The organism is Streptomyces sp. NPDC058335, assembly GCF_042723915.1.
Classification (GTDB): Bacteria; Actinomycetota; Actinomycetes; order Streptomycetales; family Streptomycetaceae; genus Streptomyces.
In genome coordinates this window covers 30,412-50,350 of the sequence record NZ_JBHXHX010000009.1, presented here as the reverse complement: position 1 = coordinate 50,350, position 19,939 = coordinate 30,412, and the positions used below count along the sequence as shown (strand labels likewise).

The 19,939-nt window shown below is 71.7% G+C and carries 16 protein-coding genes and 1 pseudogene; 10 read left to right on the top strand and 7 right to left on the bottom strand.

What is annotated here, in order from left to right:
* Positions 1 to 79: 79 nt before the first annotated feature.
* Positions 80 to 658, top strand: coding sequence for a hypothetical protein (locus ACFWJX_RS19045; protein WP_383244195.1), 579 nt, complete (start codon positions 80 to 82; stop codon positions 656 to 658).
* 13 nt (positions 659 to 671) lie between these two features.
* On the opposite strand, the pseudogene ACFWJX_RS19040 reads toward ACFWJX_RS19045, so the two are convergent.
* A pseudogene (locus tag ACFWJX_RS19040) lies at positions 672 to 1,110 on the bottom strand (NmrA family transcriptional regulator); the annotation flags it as partial.
* A 193-nt stretch (positions 1,111 to 1,303) separates the two neighbouring features.
* On the opposite strand from ACFWJX_RS19040, the gene ACFWJX_RS19035 reads away from it, so the two are divergent.
* Complete coding sequence (locus ACFWJX_RS19035) at positions 1,304 to 2,842, top strand: FAD-dependent oxidoreductase (protein ID WP_383244192.1); 1,539 nt, start codon at positions 1,304 to 1,306, stop codon at positions 2,840 to 2,842.
* 7 nt (positions 2,843 to 2,849) lie between these two features.
* Here the strand turns inward: ACFWJX_RS19035 and ACFWJX_RS19030 are convergent, their stop codons facing one another.
* From ACFWJX_RS19030 to rhaI, 6 genes are all read right to left on the bottom strand, one after another.
* Positions 2,850 to 3,491 (bottom strand): lactate utilization protein C, encoded by a 642-nt coding sequence (locus ACFWJX_RS19030; protein ID WP_383244190.1) that lies wholly within the window; start codon positions 3,489 to 3,491, stop codon positions 2,850 to 2,852.
* The gene (locus tag ACFWJX_RS19025) at positions 3,488 to 4,966 is read right to left on the bottom strand and encodes a LutB/LldF family L-lactate oxidation iron-sulfur protein (RefSeq protein ID WP_383244188.1); all 1,479 of its coding nucleotides are present in this window, start codon (positions 4,964 to 4,966) and stop codon (positions 3,488 to 3,490) included. The genes ACFWJX_RS19030 and ACFWJX_RS19025 overlap by 4 nt, the downstream gene beginning before the upstream one ends.
* On the bottom strand, positions 4,963 to 5,718 hold the full coding sequence (locus ACFWJX_RS19020) for a (Fe-S)-binding protein (protein WP_383244185.1): 756 nt from the start codon (positions 5,716 to 5,718) through the stop codon (positions 4,963 to 4,965). Before ACFWJX_RS19020 ends, ACFWJX_RS19025 begins: the two co-directional genes overlap by 4 nt.
* A gap of 73 nt (positions 5,719 to 5,791) precedes the next feature.
* Positions 5,792 to 7,228, bottom strand: coding sequence for a rhamnulokinase family protein (locus ACFWJX_RS19015; RefSeq protein WP_383244182.1), 1,437 nt, complete (start codon positions 7,226 to 7,228; stop codon positions 5,792 to 5,794).
* A gap of 5 nt (positions 7,229 to 7,233) precedes the next feature.
* Positions 7,234 to 9,270 carry a bifunctional aldolase/short-chain dehydrogenase gene (locus ACFWJX_RS19010; protein WP_383244179.1) on the bottom strand — a complete coding sequence of 679 codons (2,037 nt, stop codon included), beginning with the start codon at positions 9,268 to 9,270 and terminating at the stop codon, positions 7,234 to 7,236.
* 115 nt (positions 9,271 to 9,385) lie between these two features.
* Positions 9,386 to 10,546, bottom strand: coding sequence for an L-rhamnose isomerase (gene rhaI / locus ACFWJX_RS19005; RefSeq protein WP_383244176.1), 1,161 nt, complete (start codon positions 10,544 to 10,546; stop codon positions 9,386 to 9,388).
* Positions 10,547 to 10,841: 295 nt separating this feature from the next.
* Between rhaI and ACFWJX_RS19000 the strand changes: the two genes are divergently transcribed.
* From ACFWJX_RS19000 to ACFWJX_RS18965, 8 genes are all read left to right on the top strand, one after another.
* Positions 10,842 to 12,359 carry a sugar ABC transporter ATP-binding protein gene (locus ACFWJX_RS19000; protein ID WP_383244173.1) on the top strand — a complete coding sequence of 506 codons (1,518 nt, stop codon included), beginning with the start codon at positions 10,842 to 10,844 and terminating at the stop codon, positions 12,357 to 12,359.
* Positions 12,356 to 13,393, top strand: a complete 1,038-nt coding sequence (locus tag ACFWJX_RS18995; protein ID WP_383244170.1) for an ABC transporter permease — start codon at positions 12,356 to 12,358, stop codon at positions 13,391 to 13,393. The genes ACFWJX_RS19000 and ACFWJX_RS18995 overlap by 4 nt, the downstream gene beginning before the upstream one ends.
* Positions 13,386 to 14,399 (top strand): ABC transporter permease, encoded by a 1,014-nt coding sequence (locus tag ACFWJX_RS18990; protein WP_383244167.1) that lies wholly within the window; start codon positions 13,386 to 13,388, stop codon positions 14,397 to 14,399. Before ACFWJX_RS18995 ends, ACFWJX_RS18990 begins: the two co-directional genes overlap by 8 nt.
* Positions 14,400 to 14,449: 50 nt before the next feature.
* A complete protein-coding gene (gene rhaS / locus ACFWJX_RS18985) occupies positions 14,450 to 15,532 on the top strand; it encodes a rhamnose ABC transporter substrate-binding protein (protein WP_383244164.1) in 1,083 nt (360 codons plus the stop codon).
* A gap of 17 nt (positions 15,533 to 15,549) precedes the next feature.
* Positions 15,550 to 15,870 (top strand): L-rhamnose mutarotase, encoded by a 321-nt coding sequence (locus ACFWJX_RS18980; protein ID WP_383244162.1) that lies wholly within the window; start codon positions 15,550 to 15,552, stop codon positions 15,868 to 15,870.
* Between the two features lie 50 nt (positions 15,871 to 15,920).
* Positions 15,921 to 17,345, top strand: coding sequence for a BNR repeat-containing protein (locus ACFWJX_RS18975; protein WP_383244159.1), 1,425 nt, complete (start codon positions 15,921 to 15,923; stop codon positions 17,343 to 17,345).
* A gap of 84 nt (positions 17,346 to 17,429) precedes the next feature.
* Positions 17,430 to 18,461: a LacI family DNA-binding transcriptional regulator gene (locus tag ACFWJX_RS18970; RefSeq protein ID WP_383244156.1), complete on the top strand. Its 1,032-nt coding sequence runs from the start codon at positions 17,430 to 17,432 to the stop codon at positions 18,459 to 18,461.
* Positions 18,462 to 18,609: 148 nt separating this feature from the next.
* Positions 18,610 to 19,911: an alpha/beta fold hydrolase gene (locus tag ACFWJX_RS18965; protein WP_383244153.1), complete on the top strand. Its 1,302-nt coding sequence runs from the start codon at positions 18,610 to 18,612 to the stop codon at positions 19,909 to 19,911.
* The last annotated feature ends 28 nt before the right edge of the window (positions 19,912 to 19,939 follow it).

The window sequence follows — 19,939 nt, the reverse complement described above, 5'->3', positions numbered from 1 at the left end:
GTTGCCGGCCGTGCCAGCGGTTCCACCGGTGCCGGCCGTCCGGTCCGCCGTTGTCGGTGCCTGCCGGTACCTTCCGATCATGGGCGTCTACCTGGTGAGCATCGATGCGCGGGAATGGTTCGGCGAGGACGAGGGAGCGGGCGGACACGGAGCCGCCGCCTCGGCGCTCGACGACGAGCTGCGGCGGCGCGGACTGCCGCCGTACGAACCGGGGGCCGGAGCCGGGGGCGGCTGGTTCGAGGAGAAGGTCAGCCCCTCCATGAAGGGGTTCGACGCGTTCTGCCGGGACCGGCTGACCGAGGCCGAGCGCGAGATCTTCTACGGCTGGACCGTCCTGGTGCCGCTGTCCCTGGAGGAGCCGATCCCGCTGCCCGTCGGCTCCGCCTACACGGACGAGACGGTGATCGCCGGTGCCCCACAGGTCCTCGCCCTGGGCGAGCGGCTGGCCGGGATCCTCGGCCTGCCCCTCGACGCGATACCGGCGACGGGCGCCAACCTCGAACTGAGCCTCTGGTTCATGGAGGACCAGGTGCGCAGGACCGCCGCCGCGAGACCGGGAGCCTGGGCCGAGGATCTGGACACGGCCTTCTACGTGGCCGTGTACCTGCGCGCCGCCCAGTACGCGCTGCGGTACGGCTGCCCGATCACCTACAGCTGATCACGCGCGCCGGTCACCCCCGGAACGCCGCCACGTGCCGCCGGGCCCAGTCCGCGAACGGGCCGCGGTGCGCGCCCCGGCACCCGCTCCACGTCCGGGCCGACCCGCCGCTCGGCCGGCGTCGGATCACCGAGGATCGCCGGGGTGGTCTCCACGACGGGCTCGGGCAGGAACGCCAGCATCCGGGCGCGGGCCTCGTCCCGGCCCTGCTCGACGAACAGCACCGGTTCCCCGAGCGCCGCGCCGATCGCCTCCGCCCGCTCGCGGGGGCGGGGGGACGTGGGAGCGGGGCCGGTCAGCTCATGGCCGGCACCGGCGTGCCCGTCCTCGCGCAGGGCCACGGCCGCGGCCTCCGCGATGTCGGCCGGGTCGACCGTGGGCAGGCCGACGTCCCCGAAGGGCGCCGCGACGGTGCGGTGGGCGCGGACCGGCTCGGACCAGGCGAACGCGTTGCGAGATCAGCGAACTCGGCCTCAGCCGCGCGCCCCCGCCCACCTCGCCGAATGGGCCACGGACAACCTCCCCGAGGTGGCACAGGCCCGCGAAGGCCACGACGGGAGGCAGTGACCCCACCCGTGCACCGTTCCGCGCGCCGTCCGCGCCGCCCGGCCGTGTGACCGGCCCCGTCGCGGGAACCCGGGGCCCATGGAACAGCAGGCGGACATCCACGGGTCGTACTGGCTGCACACCGCGCCCCCCGGCGATCCGGCACCCCCTCCGGAGGGGCCGCTCCACGTCGATGTCGCCGTCGTCGGCGCGGGTATCGCGGGGCTCAGCACGGCCCTGGAACTGGCCAGGCGGGGCCGCTCGGTCGCCGTCCTGGAGGCGCACCGGGTCGCGGCGGGCGTCACCGGCCACACCACGGCCAAGCTGAGCGCCCAGCACACCCTCGTCTACGACCATCTGCGGCGCACCCGGGGCCCCGAAGGCGCCCGGCTGTACGCACGCTCCCAGACGGATGCCATCCGGCACGCGGCCGAGATCGCCGAGGAACTGGGCATCGAGTGCGAATGGGAGGACACCGCCTCCTACACCTATGCGGAGGACCCCGCCCGCACGGACCTGCTGAAGGCCGAGGCGCGGGCCGCACGCGAGGCGGGGCTGCCCGCCGAGTTCGTGACCGAGACCGAGCTGCCCTTCCCTGTCGCGGGCGCCGTCCGGGTCGCCGACCAGGCCCAGTTCCACCCCCGCAAGTACCTCCTGGCCGTCGCCGACGCCATCCGGCGGCTCGGCGGCACCCTCCACGAGAACAGCCGCGTCACCGACCTCCACGAGGGCGATCCCTGCGAGCTGACCGTGGAGTCCCCGGTGTCCGCGACGAAGGTGACCGCCCACGCCGTCGTGGTCGCCACCCACTACCCCGTCTTCGACCGCGCCCTTCTCTTCACCCGGCTCTCCCCGCGCCGCGAACTGGTGGTGGCCGCGCCGATCGACGCCGACCGGGCGCCGCACGGTATGTACATCACCCCGGAGCGCAACACGCGCTCGGTGCGCACCGCGCCCCTGCCCGACGGCCGGCGGCTGCTCGTCGTGACCGGCGAACACTTCACCCCCGGCGCCGGCGGAGACGTCGAGGAACGGTTCGGCACGCTCGCGGGCTGGGCCACCGGGCACTTCGGCGACCTGTCCTTCACCCACCGCTGGGCCACCCAGGACAACGAGTCCACCGACTCCGTCCCGCTCGTCGGCCCCCTGCACCCCGGCAGCAAGAACGTGTACGTGGCCACCGGATTCGGCGGCTGGGGTATGAGCAGCGGCATCATGGCGGGCCGGATGCTCAGCGACCGCATCACCGGACGCGAATGCCCCTGGAACGACCTCTACGACCCCCGCCGTATCGCCTCCGTCGTCCGCGAGGGCGCCGCCTTCCTCAAGCAGCAGGCCGACGTGGCCCGCCACTTCGTGGGGGACCGGCTGCCCACGGGGACCGGCTCGGCGGTGGACGAGATCGCCCCCGGCGACGGCGCGGTCGTCCGCGTCTCCGGGGAGCGCTGCGCCGTCCACCGCGACGAGGCCGGACAACTGCACGCCGTCTCCGCGCGCTGCACGCACCTGGGCTGCCTGGTGGCGTTCAACCGCGCCGAGCAGGCGTGGGAGTGCCCGTGCCACGGCTCCCGCTTCGACGTACAGGGCAAGGTCGTCCAGGGTCCCGCTCAGCAGCCCCTGCAGCGACGTGAGTTGTGACGTCCGCTCAGCCGACCAGAATCACTTCCAGAGTGCGCGGGCCGTGCACGCCCTCCACCCGGTCGAGTTCGATGTCGCTGGTCGCCGACGGGCCGGAGATCCACGTCAACGGGCGGGCCGGGTCGAGCCGTTCCATGGCCTGCGGCACGGAGGAGACCACCTGGTCGGGGACGCGTACGACGCAGATGTGGTGGTCGGGGACGAGGGTGATGCGGCGGCGGCCCTGGTCGGGGGAGCCGTCCAGGACGATCGTGCCCGTCTCGGCCACCGCCACCGCGCACGCCGTGATCACGCTGTCGACCCGGTCGAGTTCGTGCGGCGTGCTTTCGGCGGTGTCCGGAACACGCTGGGCGTCGGTGGCCGCCGGCCAGCCGGGGTCGAGCCCCGGCGGGACCAGCACCGTCCTCGCGCCCCGCGCCGCCAGCATCCCGGCGATCGTCGCCGCCAGGTCGTCCGGCGTGCACCGGTGCACGATCGCCCGGTAGTCCGCCAGGTTCTCCGCCAGCAGGTCCACCGTCTCCTCGACGCCCCGGTCACCGTGCTCGCGCAGATAGTCGCGGCGGATCGCCTCCTCGTACGGCGGCTCGTCCCCCGGTACGTCGGCCAGTGCGCGCCGCACCCGGCCCAGGATCCGTTCTCTGCTGCTCACTTGGCACCGTCCTTTCCGCCGTGCGTGCGCTGCCACCAGTCGCGGAAGGGTTCCGCCGGCACGGCCGGGAGGTCTCGCGCGGCGCTCCACGCCTTGCCGGGGCCCGGCAGCGAGCTCGGATGCAGCCGGCGGGTGCGGGAGGCCAGCCGCTGCCCGGTGCGCAGGGCGCCGGGGTGGCTGAACGTCCACCGCGCGGCCCGCATGGCGGCCCGCTCGACGGCATGCCCCTTGGCCGGCTTCAGCACCACCTTGTTGCCCTCGCGCGTCACCGGCCCGCCCTCGACGACCCGTTCCCGCAGGTGCACCAGCACCTCCGGGATGTCGATGGCGACCGGGCACACCTCGTAACAGGCGCCGCACAGCGAGGAGGCGTACGGCAGCGAGGCGTCGATCTCGCTCTGGGTGCCGCGGAGTTGGGGGCTGAGGATCGCGCCGATGGGCCCCGGATAGACGGATCCGTAGGCGTGTCCGCCGGCGCGTTCGTAGACGGGGCAGACGTTGAGGCAGGCGGAGCAGCGGATGCAGCGCAGGGCCTGGCGGCCCACCTCGTCGGCGAGGGTGTCGGTGCGGCCGTTGTCGAGGAGGATCAGGTGGAAGGTCCGAGGCCCGTCGCCGTCCGTCGTGCCCGTCCACGTCGAGGTGTAGGGGTTCATGCGCTCGGCGGTGGAGGAGCGGGGCAGGGTCTGGAGGAAGACCTCCAGGTCGCGCCAGGTCGGCACGATCTTCTCGATGCCGACGACGGAGATCAGGGTCTGGGGCAGGGTGAGGCACATCCGTCCGTTGCCCTCGGACTCGACGACCACGAGGGTGCCGGTCTCGGCGACCATGAAGTTGGCGCCGGAGATGCCGACCTTGGCCCGCAGGAACTTCTCGCGCAGGTGCAGACGGGCGGCGTCGGCGAGTTCGGCCGGTGTGTCCGTCAGGCCCTCGGGCGCCGGGCGCCCCCACTCGCTCATCTCGCGGGCGAAGATGTCCCGGATCTCCCCGCGGTTGCGGTGGATCGCGGGCACGAGGATGTGCGAGGGCCGGTCCTTGCCCAACTGCACGATCAGTTCGGCGAGATCGGTCTCGTAGGCGCGGATGCCCTCGGCTTCGAGGGCCTCGTTGAGCCCGATCTCCTGCGTGGCCATGGACTTGACCTTCACCACCTCCGACTCGCCGGTCTCCTTGACCAGTCGGGCGACGATCCGGTTGGCCTCGTCGGCGTCGGCCGCCCAGTGGACGATGCCGCCCGCCGCCGTGACCGACTCCTCCAACTGCTCCAGGTAGCGGTCCAGATGGCGGAGCGTGTGATCCTTGATCTGCTTGCCGGCCTCCCGCAACTGGGCCCAGTCGGAGACCTCGGCGACCGCCTTCGCGCGCTTTCCGCGGATGGTGTGGGTGGCGTGCCGCAGATTCCCGCGCAGCGTCGGGTTGTTGACCGCCTCGTGGGCGGCCTTCGGAAACGCCGGCATCCCGACGAACGTCCCGCTCATACGGCCGGTTCCTCCTCCGTGCTCGCCAGGATCTCCGCGATGTGCACCGGCCGCAGGCCCGACCGGAGCCGGGTCATCGTTCCGCCGATGTGCATCAGACACGAGTTGTCGGCCGCGCACAGGACGTCCGCGCCCGTCGACTCGGCGTTGCGCACCTTGTCCGCGCCCATCGCGGCGGAGACGTCGGCGTTCTTCACCGCGAAGGTCCCGCCGAAGCCGCAGCACTCGTCGGCGCCGGGCAGCTCGGCCAGTTCCAGCCCCTTCACGGCCTGGAGCAGCCGCCGGGGCCGCTCCCCGAGGCCGAGACCGCGCAGCCCGTGACAGGTCGGGTGGTACGTCACCGTGCGCGGGTAGTACGCCCCGACGTCCGTCACGCCGAGCACGTCGACGAGGAACTCGGTCAGTTCGTACGTCTTCGGCACGACCGGTGCCAGGGTCGCGGCGAGGGTGTCGCCGCGCCCCTCGGCCCGCGCCCGCTCGCCCATCCGCGGATACAGCTCGCGCACCATCGCCCCGCAGGACCCCGAGGGCGTCACGATCGCCTCGTACTCCCCGAAGACGTCGGAGAAGTGGCGGGCGAGGGGTTCGGCCTCGTGGCGGTAACCGGTGTTGTAGTGGGCCTGGCCGCAGCAGGTCTGGGCCATCGGGAAGTCGACCTCGACACCCAGTCTGGTCAGGAGTTTCACCACGGCGCGGCCGGTGTCCGGATACAGCGTGTCGTTGACACAGGTCAGGAACAGTGCGACACGCATCGCGGCTCCTCGGGGTTGATCATCGGATGGGTGCAGGGTAGCGGCGGCCGGACCGGGGGAGGCCCCGGCTCGGTCACCGCGTGGCGAGCCGGGCCTGCGCGTCCCGCCAACGCCCGGTCCCGCCCTGCGGTTCGTAGCGCGTCAGGGGCTGGGTCCTGGCGAGCAGCCCGCGCATGGCGTGCCGGTCGCCGACCAGCCCGTGCGCCCCGGCCTGGACGAGGACGTTGCCGAGCGCGGCGGCCTCCGTCGGTCCGGCCACCACCGGCAGCCCGCAGGCGTCGGCGGTGAGCTGGCACAGCAGCGCGTTGCGGGTGCCGCCGCCGACGATGTGCACGACATCGACGGGGTGACCGGCCAGCCGCTGGGCGTCCTCGACCGCCCGCCGGTGGGCGAGCGCGAGGGAGTCCAGGATGCAGCGGGTGACCTCGGCGGGGGTTCCCGGCACCGGCTGCCCGGAGGCACGGCAGGCCTCGGCGATCCGCTCCGGCATGCGGCCCGGCGCCAGGAAGGCGGCGTCCCCCGCGTCCACCACCGACCGCAGCGCCGGTACCGTGGCGGCGTCGCGCAGCAGCCCGCCGAGATCCGGGTCGCCCCAGGCCCGTACGCACTCCTGGAGCAGCCACAGCCCCATGATGTTGCGGAGGTAGCGGACCGTGCCGTCCAGCCCCAGCTCGTTGGTGAAGTTGGCGGCGCGGCTGTCCTCGGTGAGGACGGGCGCGTCCAGTTCCAGGCCGGCCAGGGACCAGGTGCCGGTGCAGATGTAGGCGAAGCGCTCGCCGGTCGCCGGTACGGCGGCCACCGCGGACGCCGTGTCGTGCGACCCGACGGCCGTCACCGGCACGGGCCCGGCCAGTCCGGTCTCCTCCAGCACCGCCGCCCGCAGCACCCCGGCGGCGTCCCCGGGCCGCCGCAGCGGCGGGAACAGGCCGAGGTCGATGTCCAGCCGCGCGGCGAGGTCGTACGACCAGTCGCGGGTCCGCGGATCGATGAGCTGGGTGGTGGAGGCGTTGGTCAGCTCGGTGCCCTGCTCGCCGGTCAGCCAGTACGACAGCAGATCGGGCACGAGCAACAGGCGCCGGGCGTAGGCCAGTTGACGGCTCTCGCGGGCCGCCGTGAGCTGGTACAGCGTGTTGAACGGCGCGTACTGCAACCCCGTCGCCGCGTACAGCTCGGCGGCCGGGACGCGACCCCACACCTTCTCCGCGACGCCCTCCGTGCGGGCGTCGCGGTAGTGCACCGGGTTGCCCAGCAGGGCCCCGTCGGCGTCGAGCAGGCCGTAGTCCACGGCCCAGCTGTCGATGCCGACGGAGTCGACCTGGCCGGCGGCCCGCAGCCCCTCCAGCACCCCGGCGTACAGCCCGAGCACGTCCCAGCGCAGCCCCTCCGGCACGCGCACGGGCCGGTTGGGGAAGCGGTGCGCCTCGGCCAGCTCCAGCGAGTCCGGGGTGACGCGGCCGACCATCACGCGCCCGCTGGAGGCGCCGAGGTCGACCGCGGCGTACGACTTCACGGCCGTCACCGGAGGAAGGCGGCCGCCACACCCGCGTCGACGGGGATGTGCAGACCGGTGGTGTGGGTGAGCTCGCCGCCGGTGAGCGCGAACACGGCGTTCGCGACGTGTTCGGGCAGCACCTCCCGCTTGAGGATGGTGCGCTGCGCGTAGAACTCGCCCAGCTTCTCCTCGTCCACCCCGTACACGGCCGCGCGCTTGGCGCCCCAGCCGCCCGCGAAGATGCCCGAGCCGCGCACCACGCCGTCGGGGTTGATCCCGTTGACGCGAATCCCGTGCTCGCCCAACTCGGCGGCCAGCAGCCGCACCTGATGGGCCTGGTCGGCCTTGGTCGCGGAGTAGGCGATGTTGTTGGGGCCGGCGAAGACGGCGTTCTTCGACGCGATGTAGACGATGTCGCCGCCCAGCTCCTGCGCGATCATCACGCGGGCGGCCTCACGCGAGACGAGGAAGGAACCGCGGGCCATGATGTCGTGCTGGAGGTCCCAGTCCTTCGCGGAGGTCTCCAGCAGCGGCTTGGAGATGGAGATACCGGCGTTGTTGACCACCAGGTCGACCCCGCCGAAAGCGAGCGCCGCGGCCCGGAAGGCCTCGGTGATCTGCTGCTCGGAGGTGACGTCGACGGTCACGGCGACGGCCTTGTCCGGCCCGCCCAGCTCCTCGGCGACCACCGATGCGTTGTCCCCGTTGAGATCGGCGACGACGACACACGCGCCCTCGGCGACCAGCCGGTGCGCGATCGCCCTGCCGATCCCGCTGCCCGCGCCCGTCACCAGCGCCACCCGCGTGGCCAGCGCCTTCGGCTTCGGCATCCGCTGGAGCTTGGCCTCCTCCAGCGCCCAGTACTCGATGCGGAACTTCTCCGACTCCTCGATCGGCGCGTACGTCGACACCGACTCCGCGCCGCGCATCACGTTGATCGCGTTGACGTAGAACTCGCCGGCCACCCGCGCGGTCTGCTTGTCCTTGCCGAAGGAGAACATGCCCACCCCGGGCACCAGCACGATCGCCGGGTCGGCGCCACGCATCGCGGGGGAGCCGGGCTCGGCGTGCCGCCGGTAGTAGGCGGCGTACTCCTCACGGTAGGCGGCGTGCAGCTCCTTCAGCCGCGCGACCGCCTCCTCCACCGTGGCGGTGGGCGGCAGATCCAGGACGAGGGGCCGCACCTTGGTCCGCAGGAAGTGGTCCGGGCAGGAGGTGCCGAGCGCGGCCAGCCGCGGATGCTCGGCGGCGGCCAGGAAGTCCAGGACGACGCCGGAGTCGTCGAAGTGCCCGACCTGCGGCCGGTCCTGCGAGGCGACCGCCCGCACGTACGGCGCGAGCGCGGCGGCCCGCTCCCGGCGCTCGTCCTCGGGCAGCGCCCCGTAGCCCTCGACGGCGGGCCCGAACGGATCGGCCTTGCCCCGCTCCGCCAGGAACGCCTCCGCGGTGCGGATGATGTGCAGCGAGTTGCGCTCGCACTCCTCGGCGGTGTCCCCCCAGGCGGTGATCCCGTGCCCGCCGAGGATGCAGCCGACGGCCTGCGGGTTGGCGGCCTTCACGGCGGCGATGTCCAGCCCCAGCTGGAAACCGGGCCGCCGCCACGGCACCCACACCACGCTGTCCCCGAAACACTCGGCGGTCAGCTTCTCCCCGTCGGCGGCGCAGGCGAGGGCGATCCCGGAGTCCGGGTGCAGATGATCGACGTGGGCGGCGTCCACGAGGCCGTGCATGGCGGTGTCGATGGACGGCGCGGCGCCGCCCTTGCCGTGCAGGCAGTAGTCGAACGCGGCGACCATCTCGTCCTCGCGCTCGACGCCCGGATAGACATCGACGAGCCCCCGCAGCCGGTCCAGCCGCAGCACGGCCAGCCCCGCCTCGGTAAGGGTCCCGAGGTCGCCACCGGACCCCTTCACCCACATCAGCTCGACATCCCCACCGGTGACGGGATCGGTGTCGGTGCCCTTGGCGGACGTGTTGCCGCCGGCGTAGTTGGTGTTCCGAGGATCAGCGCCGAGCCGGTGCGACCGGGCGACGAGAGCGGCGGCTTCGGGGTGGGTCATGAACCTTCAGTCCTTACTTGACGGAGGGCGAGTGCACTTACTTCAGGGGTGCGGGGAACTGCGCGACCAGCCACGACGGACCCGCAGCCCGAGACGAACAGGTGACGGCGGACGCTCACGCGCCCCAACCGGCCTGTTCCCCTCCGACCCGCTCGGCGATGATCTTCTCGGCCCACCCGGACGCCTTGTACGCCTTGAGGGGCTCGGGGCCCAGCCCCATCTCCCCCCGCACCTCGCGCAGCAGCGGCCGTACATCCGTGTTGTACGCGTCCATCAGCACCGCGTTCGCCTCCAGCACGTCGCCGGACGCCTGCGCCGCGGCCAACGCCGACCGGTCGACCAGCAGCGCCTTCGCCGTGGCCTCCTGCACGTTCATCACGGACCGGATGATCGCCGGGATCTTCGCCTCGATGTTGTGGCACTGGTCGAGCATGAACGCCACGTCGGAGTCGAACCCACCGCCCCGGACGACCTCGTACATGATCCGGAACAGCTGGAACGGGTCGGCCGAACCCACCATCAGGTCGTCGTCGGCGTAGAAGCGCGAGTTGAAGTCGAACCCGCCGAGCTTGCCCTCGCGCAGCAGCGTGGCCACGATGAACTCGATGTTGGTGCCGGGCGCGTGGTGCCCGGTGTCGACGACGACCTGCGCCTTCGCGCCGAGCTTGAGGCAGTGGGCGTAGGCGGTGCCCCAGTCCGGCACGTCGGTCGTGTAGAACGCCGGCTCGAAGAGCTTGTACTCCAGCAGCATCCGCTGCCCGTCCCCGAGCCGCTCGTACACCTCGGCCAGGCCCTCGGACAGCCGGTCCTGCCGGGCCCGGATGTCGTCCTGGCCGGGATAGTTCGTGCCGTCGGCGAACCACAGCTTGAGATCGGCGGAGCCGGTCGCGTCCATGATGTCGACGCACTCGAGGAGATGGTCGACGGCCTTGCGGCGGACCGCGGCCTCGGGATGGCAGATGCTGCCCAGCTTGTAGGCGTCGTCCTGGAAGGTGTTGGAGTTGATCGTTCCCAGCTTCACCCCCCGGTCCTCGGCATGTTTCGCAAGTGCGGAGTAGTCCTCCACCTTGTCCCACGGGATGTGCAGGGCCACGGTCGGGGCGACGCCGGTGAACTCGTGCACCTTCGCGGCGTCGTCGAGCTTCTCCTGCGGGTTGCGCGGCACGCCCTCCTGGGCGAACACCTTGAAGCGGGTGCCCGAGTTCCCGTACGCCCACGACGGCGTCTCTACGGCCTGGGTCTTGAGCGCGGCCTTCACCGCGGCGAGGTCGGTCACTTGGGGCTCCTGTGACATCGGTCCGGAAGGACAACCTGAACGGCTTCCGGAAAGGCTTCCGGGTGAAACGATTCAGAACGGGAAGCTATGAGCCTGCCGGGGGTGTGTCAACCCCTCTGTCCAGGCCCACCCTCCGTAACCGACGCGTGACCTTCGACTATCGAAAACTTTTCGAGACGGACCCATTGACGCGACATGTCCGTCGTGCCTAACGTCCCGGCAATCCAGTTGAAACCTTTCACGACGCCGTGGCGGCCCTCAGGGGCTGTCGGCGGACGTCGTCGAGGAGCCATCCATGACCCACCCGTCCGACACGGGACGAGCCCCGGTGCTGGCACTCAGGGACGTTTCCAAGTCCTTCGGCGCCGTACGCGCTCTGCGGGGCGTCTCCCTGGAGCTGTTCGCCGGTGAGGTGCACGCACTCGCCGGCGAGAACGGCGCGGGCAAGTCGACCCTCATCAAGGCGCTCGCCGGAGTGCACCGACCGGACGCCGGTCAGGTGCTGCTCGACGGCGAGCCCGTCGTCTTCCACGGCCCCGGCGACGCCCGCGACGCCGGTATCGCCGTCATCTACCAGGAGCCCACGCTCTTCCCCGACCTTTCGATCGCCGAGAACATCTTCATGGGCCGCCAGCCACGGCGGGCCCTCGGCCGCATCGACCACAGGGCCACCCACGAGGCCACCGCCGCCCTGATGCGGCGCCTGGGCGTCGACCTCGACCCCGACCGCCCGGCACGCGGCCTGTCGATCGCCGACCAGCAGATCGTCGAGATCGCCAAGGCGCTCTCCTTCGACGCCCGCGTCCTGATCATGGACGAGCCGACCGCCGCCCTCACCGGCAGCGAGGTCGCCCGCCTCTTCGGAGTCGTGCGCACCCTGCGCGACCAGGGCGCCGCCGTGCTGTTCATCTCGCACCGGCTGGAGGAGATCTTCGAGATCTGCCGGCAGGTCACGACCCTGCGCGACGGCGCCTGGATCGCCAGCGAACCCCTCGACGGCATGACCGAGGACGACCTGGTCCGCCGCATGGTCGGCCGCGACCTCGACGAGCTGTACCCGAAGCAGCACGTCGAGCCGGGCGAGGTCGCCCTCAGCGTCCGCCGGCTGACCCGCGAGGGCGTCTTCACCGACGTCTCCTTCGAGGTCCGGCGCGGCGAGATCGTCGGCCTCGCCGGCCTGGTCGGCGCCGGGCGTACCGAGGTCGCCCGCGCGGTGTTCGGCATCGACCGCTGGGACGCCGGTGAGGTGGAGGTCGGCGGCCGCACGCTCACCAACGGCGCCCCCTCCACCGCCATGGCGGCGGGCCTCGCCCTGGTCCCCGAGGACCGGCGCGCCCAGGGCCTGGTGATGGACATGTCCATCGAGCGCAACATCGGCCTGACCGGACTCCGTACCACCGTGAAGGCCGGCCTGATGGACCGCGGCGCCGAGCGCAGCCGCTCCCTCGACTGGGCGGTCCGGCTCCAGGTGAAGTACGCCCGGATCGCCGACACCGTCAACACCCTCTCCGGCGGCAACCAGCAGAAGGTCGTCCTCGCGAAGTGGCTGGCCACCGGGCCGAAGGTGCTCATCGTCGACGAGCCCACCCGCGGCATCGACGTCGGCACCAAGGCCGAGGTGCACCGGCTGCTGTCCGAGCTGGCCGCCGACGGGGTCGCCGTCCTGATGATCTCCTCCGACCTGCCCGAGATCCTCGGCATGGCCGACCGCGTGCTGGTGATGCACGAGGGCCGGCTCACCGCCGAGATCCCCCGCTCCGACGCCACCGAGGAAACCGTGATGGCCGCAGCCACGGGGAGGGCCGCCGCATGACGGTGACCGCTCCCGAAGCCCCCGCCGCCGAGGTGTCCAAGGCCGGCGGCACCCGCCTGGTGGACCGCGTGTTCAAGATGCGCGAACTGGCCATCCTGCTCGTCTTCCTCGTGATGATCGGCATCACCCAGGCCGGGAACAGCGAGTTCCTGTCCGAGCAGGGCATCAAGGACCTGCTGCTCAACGCGACCATCCTGGTCCTGGTCGCCACCGGCCAGTCCCTGGTCGTCATCACCCGCAACGTCGACCTGTCCGTCGGCTCCACGCTCGGCATCAGCGCCTTCGCCGCCGGCGTCTACCTCCAGGACGGCGGCAACCCCGTCGTCGCCGTCGTCCTCGCGGTCCTGCTGGGCATCGGCTTCGGCCTGCTGAACGGCCTCCTGGTCAGCCTCGGCCAGGTACCGGCCCTGGTCGTCACCCTCGGCACGCTGTACATCATCCGCGGCATCGACTCCATCTGGGTCGGCTCCCGGCAGATCACCGCGGCCGACCTCCCGGAGGGATTCGTCGACTTCGGCTCCGGCGGCCTCTCCGCGGTGCCCTGGCTGGCGATGATCGCCCTCGCCGTCCTCATCGCCACCGCCTACTACCTCAAGCAGTTCGGCAGCGGCCGCGAGCTGTACGCGCTCGGCTCCAACCCGGAGGCCGCCCGCCTCGCCGGCATCCCCGTCCGCAAGCGGATCCTCGTCGCCTACACCTTCTGCGGCGCCCTGGCCGGTCTCGCCGGAGCCCTGTACCTGGCCCGGTTCGGCAACGTCGACTCCGGCACCGGCAACGGCTACGAACTCACCGTCGTCAGCGCCGTCGTCGTCGGCGGAGTGGTCTTCACCGGCGGCTCCGGCAGCGTCTACGGCGCCGCCCTCGGCGCCCTCCTGCTGACCTCCATCAACAGCGTGCTGCCCGCCCTCGGCGTCAGCTCCGTCTGGGTGCTCGCCATCAACGGCATCCTGCTCCTCCTCGCCATCGCCGTCGACCGCGTGGTCGCGCTGCGGGTGGCGTCGGCACTGAAGAAGAGGAACGCCCGCCATGCCTGAGTCGCTGGCCCGCGCCATCCGGTGGGACACCGTCGTAGGCGCCCTCCTGATCGTCCTGCTCCTGCTGTCGTTCTCCCTCGTGGACGGCTTCGGCAACGCCCTCAACCTGTCCTTCCTGATCGGCAACACGCTCCCCATCGCGCTCATCGCCCTGCCGATGACCCTGCTGGTCGTCTCCGGCGAGATCGACCTGTCCGTCGCCTCCACGGCCGGCCTGTCCGGCGCGGTGATGGGCGCCCTGTGGAACCAGGGCATGACCATCGAGGCGATCATCCCGATCTGCCTGCTGCTCGGCGTGGTCTGCGGCCTGATCAACGGCCTGCTGGTCACCCGCCTCGGGCTGCCGTCCCTCGCCGTCACCATCGGCACCATGGCCGCCTACCGGGGCATCGCGCAGATCGTGCTCGGCTCCGACGCGGTCACCGACTTCCCCACCCAGTACCTGGACTTCGCGGCCGGACGCATCGGGGACACCTTCGTCCCCCAGGCACTCCTGCCCTTCGTCGTCTTCCTGGCGATCGCCGTGGTCGCCCTGCACGCCACCCCGTTCGGCCGCTCGCTCTTCGCGATCGGCGCCAGCGAGGAGGCCGCCCGCTTCGCCGGCATCCGCGTCAAGCGCCAGAAGCTGATCCTGTTCACCCTGACCGGCCTGATGGCCTCCCTCACCGGCATCTTCTGGGCCCTGCACTACGCCAGCGCCCGCTACGACAACGCCACCGGCCTCGAACTCTCCGTCGTCGCCGCCGTGCTGCTCGGCGGCATCGACTTCGACGGCGGCAAGGGCACCCTCGGCGGAGCCATCGCCGGTGTCTTCCTCCTCGGCGCCCTCCAGAACGTGATGAGCCTCCAGGACGTCTCCGCACAGTCGCAGATCGTCGTCACCGGCGTCCTGCTCGTCCTCTCCGTGCTCGGCCCCCGGGTCGCCCGCCAGATCGCGGTCGCACGGGCCGGCCGGCGAGCCGCGTCGGCACCACCACCGGCCGGGACACCCGCCCCGGCCTCGTGACCCCTCAGCCGCTCCCCGCTTCCCCTCGTACTCGCAAAGGACCCTTCGCCATGCGCAAGTCATCCCTCCGCCGCACCTGCGCGGCCCTCGCCGCCGTCACCTCCCTCGCGCTCGCCGCCACCGCCTGCGGCGGCACCACCAAGGAGGACGTGAAGAACGAGAGCACCGGCGCCGCCGCCTCCGGCGGCAAGGCCGACCCGAACGCGGCCACCAAGAAGGGCCTGACCGTCGGCTTCCTGCCCAAGCAGGTCAACAACCCCTACTTCACCAGCGCCGACAAGGGCGGCGAGGCGGCCCTGAAGGAGCTGGGCTCCAGCTACAAGGAGGTCGGCCCGTCCAGCGCCACCGACACCTCCGGCCAGGTGAGTTACGTCAACACCCTCACCCAGCAGCAGGTCGACGCGATGGCCGTGTCCGCGCAGGACCCGGGCGCCCTGTGCACCGCGCTCAAGCAGGCCATGAGCAACAAGATCAAGGTCGTCACCTACGACTCCGACACCAACCCCGAGTGCCGCAACGCCTTCGTCTCGCAGGCCTCCGCCGAGGACCTCGGCCGCACCGAGGTGCAGCTGCTCGCCGAACAGATCGGCTACAAGGGCGAGATCGCGATCCTGTCCGCCGCGCAGACCGCGACGAACCAGAACATCTGGATCGACTTCATGAAGGACGAGCTGAAGGACCCCAAGTACAAGGACATCAAGCTCGTCAAGGTCGCCTACGGCAACGACGACGCCCAGCAGTCCTTCCAGCAGACCCAGGGCCTGCTCCAGGAGTACCCGAACCTGAAGGGGATCATCTCCCCGACCACCGTGGGCATCAAGGCCGCCGCCCAGTACCTGTCGGGCTCCAAGTACAAGGGCAAGGTCAAGCTGACCGGCCTCGGCACCCCCAACGACATGCGCAAGTACGTCAAGAACGGCACCGTCGACGCCTTCGAGCTGTGGGACCCGTCCAAGCTCGGCGCGCTGGCCGCGCAGACCGCCGTGGCCCTGGTCTCCGGTCAGATCACCGGCGCGGAGGGCGAGACCTTCAAGGCCGGCGGCACCACCTACACCATCGGCAAGGACGGCGTGATCAGCCTCGGCAAGCCGACCGTGTTCGACGCCAAGAACATCGACCAGTTCAACTTCTGAGCAACCAAGGGGTGTTGATGCAGCGCGTGTGCTTCCTGCTGAAGGTCCGGGCGGACCGACTCGACGAGTACCGCGAGCGGCACGCCGCCGTCTGGCCGGAGATGCTCGCGGCGCTCTCCGCCACCGGCTGGCACAACTACTCGCTCTTCCTGCGCGAGGACGGACTGCTCGTCGGCTACCTGGAGACCGAGGACTTCGCCGCGGCCCAGGCCGGCATGGAGGCCACCGAGGTCAACGCCCGCTGGCAGGCGGAGATGGCGCCGTTCTTCGAATCGCTGGACGGCGCCCGGCCCGACGAGGCCATGAAACCGCTCACCGAGGTCTTCCACCTCGCCTGATCCACCGCTACCTCCCCCCGTTCACCTCGTACGACGATGGAGTCCCCGAGATGAAAAGACGCACGCTGCTCGGCGCGGCCCTGGCCGGTGCCCTGGCCACCCCCGCCCTCGCCGCCGGCACCGCACGGGCCGCCGACCCCGGCCCCTCGGTGACGAGGACCGGCACCACCACGCTCGACAGCCAGGCGATCTTCTTCGTCTCGTACGACGGCCTGGTCAACAACAACTCGTTCCAGAAGAACGCCCTGCTGACCTACAAGGGCTACCAGTACGCCGTCTGGTACACCGCCGACCGCAACGCCGTCGTCGGCCGCCGCGTCCTCGGCGGCAGCACCTGGTCCACCGTGAAGGTCGGCCACACGCTGCGCTACGACGACTCCCACAACGTCATCTCCATGGGCGTCTCCAAGGTCGACGGCCGCCTCCACCTCAACATGGACTCGCACAGCGACGGCTTCACCTACGTCAAGTCGGTGGCCGGCCTCCTCGACGACCCGGCCGGCCTGAGCTGGACCGCGAGCCGCTTCGGCGCACCCCAGTCCACGCTCGACGGACTCGCGCTCACCACGCAGTTCACCTACCCGCAGTTCGTCTCCACCCCCGACGGCAGGCTCCAGCTCAGCTACCGGGTCGCCGTCTCCGGAAACGGCCGCAACGCCCTTGCCGAGTACGACGGCACCAAGTGGACCAACCTCGGCGAGTGGTCGGCCTCCACCGGCACCTACACCAGCGAGCACGGCTCCAGCACGGCCCGCAACATGTATCTGCACGGCATCGACTACGACCGCAACGGCCGGCTGCACGCCTTCTTCACCTGGCGCGAGCAGAACGGCGCCGTCATGTGCAACGGCGGCGGCATCACCAACCATGACACCGGTTACGTCTACTCCGACGACCGCGGCCGCACCTGGCGCAACGACGTCGGCACGGTCGTCGGCACCACCGGCGGCTCCGACAAGGTCTCCGTCACCGATGCCGGACTGGTCGTCGACCCGCTCAACCCGGACCACTCCCTGATGAACCAGGAGAGCCAGACCACCGACTCGGCCGGCCGCCCGCACGCGATCATCAGCTACGTCCCCGGCCGCTTCGGCCAGTGCACCACCGACTACGTCGCCGACCGCACCGCGAACGGCCGCGCCTTCCACCTCCGCAAGAACACCTCCGGCGCCTGGCAGAAGACCGAGATCCCGGTCCCGCTCAACTCCAGCCAGCGCACCAGGCTCATCGTCGACAAGTACGACAACGCCTACGCGATCCTTCCGTTCGGCCGGATCGCCGGCGCCTCGAAGGCCTCCGGACACACGGACTGGAGGCTGCTGTTCGACGGCGCCGGACTCAACGCCTTCGGCGAGGTCGTCATCGACGAGACCCGGATCGCGCAGGACGGCGTCCTGTCCGTCATGTACCAGGTGAAGTCGAGCGGAACGACCCCCTCGGCGCTCCACGTGGTCGATTTCCGCCTGCCCGCCTGACCGGTCAAGGTGCGCGGCGGGACGGCGATAATGTGAAGGCCCCCCGCCGCCCCTCGTCCCTGCTTCTCTGGAGGTCTCTGCCTGATGGCCCAGTCGGTGGGAATCAAGGACGTCGCCCGAGTCGCCGGAGTCTCGGTCGGCACGGTGTCCAACGTCATCAACCGCCCGGACACCGTGGCCACGGAGACCCGCGCGCGCGTGCTGTCCGCGATCGACCGGCTCGGCTATGTCCGCAGTGAGTCCGCCCGCCAACTGCGCGCGGGCCGCAGCCGGATCATGGGGCTGCTCGTGCTCGACATGGGCAACCCCTTCTTCGTGGACGTGGCCCGCGGCGCCGAGCGGGCCGCCCGGCAGGCCGGGCTCGGCGTGATGGTCTGCAACAGCGCCGAGAGCGCCGGCGAGGAGGCCGAGTACCTGTCCCTCTTCGCCGAGCAGCGGGTGCGGGGCGTGCTGCTCACCCCGGCCGACGCCACCGGCCGCAACATCGCCGCGTTCCGCCGCCACGGCATCCCGTTCGTGCTGGTCGACCGCGTCTCCGAGGGCACCACGGAGTGCTCGGTCTCCGTCGACGACGTGGCCGGCGGCGCGCTCGCCGTACGTCATCTCCTCGACGCCGGACACCGCTCCGTCGCCTACGTCAGCGGCCCGCCCGGCCTCACCCAGGTCCGCGACCGCCGCACCGGCGCCCTGAGCGCCCTCGCCGAGGCGGGACTCGGTCCCGACTGTCTGCGCGAACTGCCCACCGAACGGCTCGACGTGGCCGCCGGCCGCGACGCGGGCGCCCGTCTCCTCGGCCTGGCCGACCGTCCGACCGCCGTGTTCTGCGCCAACGACCTGCTCGCCCTCGGCGTCCTCCAGGCCATGTACGCGGCCGGCGTCAACGTCCCGGACGACCTCGCGATCGTCGGCTACGACGACATCGAGTTCGCCGCCGCCGCGGCCGTACCCCTGACGTCCGTACGCCAGCCGGCCGTCACCATGGGTGCCCTGGCCGCCGACATGCTCCTGGAGGAGACCGAGGAGGGGCCGGGCGGCGGGACGCGGGCGCACGAACACCGGCGGGTCGTGCTCCAGCCGGAGCTGGTGGTGCGCAGGTCCAGCCTGTCGTCACGCTGACCAGTCGTTCAGCCGCGGTGACCCGTGGGACGGCAGCGACTTGACCCGTCGTTCAGTAGCCGGTCATGATCCCCCGGGCTCCGCCGGCGACCGGACGTGTGCTGAACTGGGACGCGGCCCGCACACCCATCGTCACGGGAGCCCCACGTTGTCCGTCAGCTACCGCCAGCCCGGCGTCGTCCTCACCGACCGCCGCTTCACCGTGCCCCTCGACCACGCCGACCCGGCAGGGGAGACGATCGAGCTGTACGCCCGCGAGGTCGTCGCGAGCGACAAGGCGCGGCAGGACCTCCCCTGGCTGGTCTACCTCCAGGGCGGACCCGGCTTCGGCGCCCAGCGGTTCGTCGGCCGGCAGGCCTGGCTGGACCGCGCCCTGAAGGAGTACCGCGTCCTCCTCCTCGACCAGCGCGGCACCGGCAGTTCCACGCCCGCCAACCGCCAGACGCTCCCGCTGCGCGGCGGCCCCGCCGAGCAGGCCGACTACCTGGCCCGCTTCCGCGCCGACTCCATCGTCCGGGACTGCGAGCTGGTGCGCCGCGAGGTCACCGGCGGCGCCCCCTGGACCGTCCTCGGCCAGAGCTTCGGCGGCTTCTGCACGGTCACCTACCTCTCCCTCGCCCCCGAAGGGCTCGCCGCGGCCGTGATCACCGGCGGCCTGCCCTCCCTGGACGCCCACGCCGACGACGTCTACCGCGCCGCCTACCCGCGCATGGAACGCAAGGTCGCCGCGCACTACGCCCGCTACCCGCAGGACGTCGAGCGCGCCCGCCGGATCGCCGAGCACCTGCTCCAGCACGAGGTCACCCTTCCCGGCGGCTACCGTCTGGGCGCCGAGGCCTTCCAGAGTCTCGGCATCCTCCTCGGCGGCAGCGAGGGCAGCCACCGACTGCACTTCCTCCTCGAGGACGCCTTCGTGCCCACCCCGCGGGGCCCTGCCCTCTCCGACGCCTTCCAGGAGGAGATCCAAAGCCTCCTGTCGTACGCCGCACACCCCCTCTACGCCCTCGTCCACGAGTCGATCTACGGCCAGGACGACCGGCCCACCGCCTGGTCGGCCGAGCGGGTGCGCGCCGAATTCCCGCAGTTCGACGCGGCCAAGACCCTCGCGGGCGACGGACCGCTGCTGCTGACCGGCGAGACCGTCCACCCCTGGATGTTCGACCGCGACCCCGCACTGCGCCCGCTGCGCGAGACCGCCGAACTTCTGGCCGCCCGCACCGACTGGACCCCCTTGTACGACCCGGCCCGCCTCGCCGCCAACGAGGTCCCGGTCGCCGCCGCGATCTACCACGACGACCTGTACGTCGACACCGCGCACTCCCTGCGCACCGCCCGTGCCGTTCGCGGCCTGCGCACCTGGGTCACCGACGAGTTCGAACACGACGGGGTCCGCGCGGGCGGCTCCCGCGTCCTGGACCGGCTGCTGGCACTCACCCGCGACGAGGCCTGACCCCGAGGCGGAGGCCCTAGGGTACGGA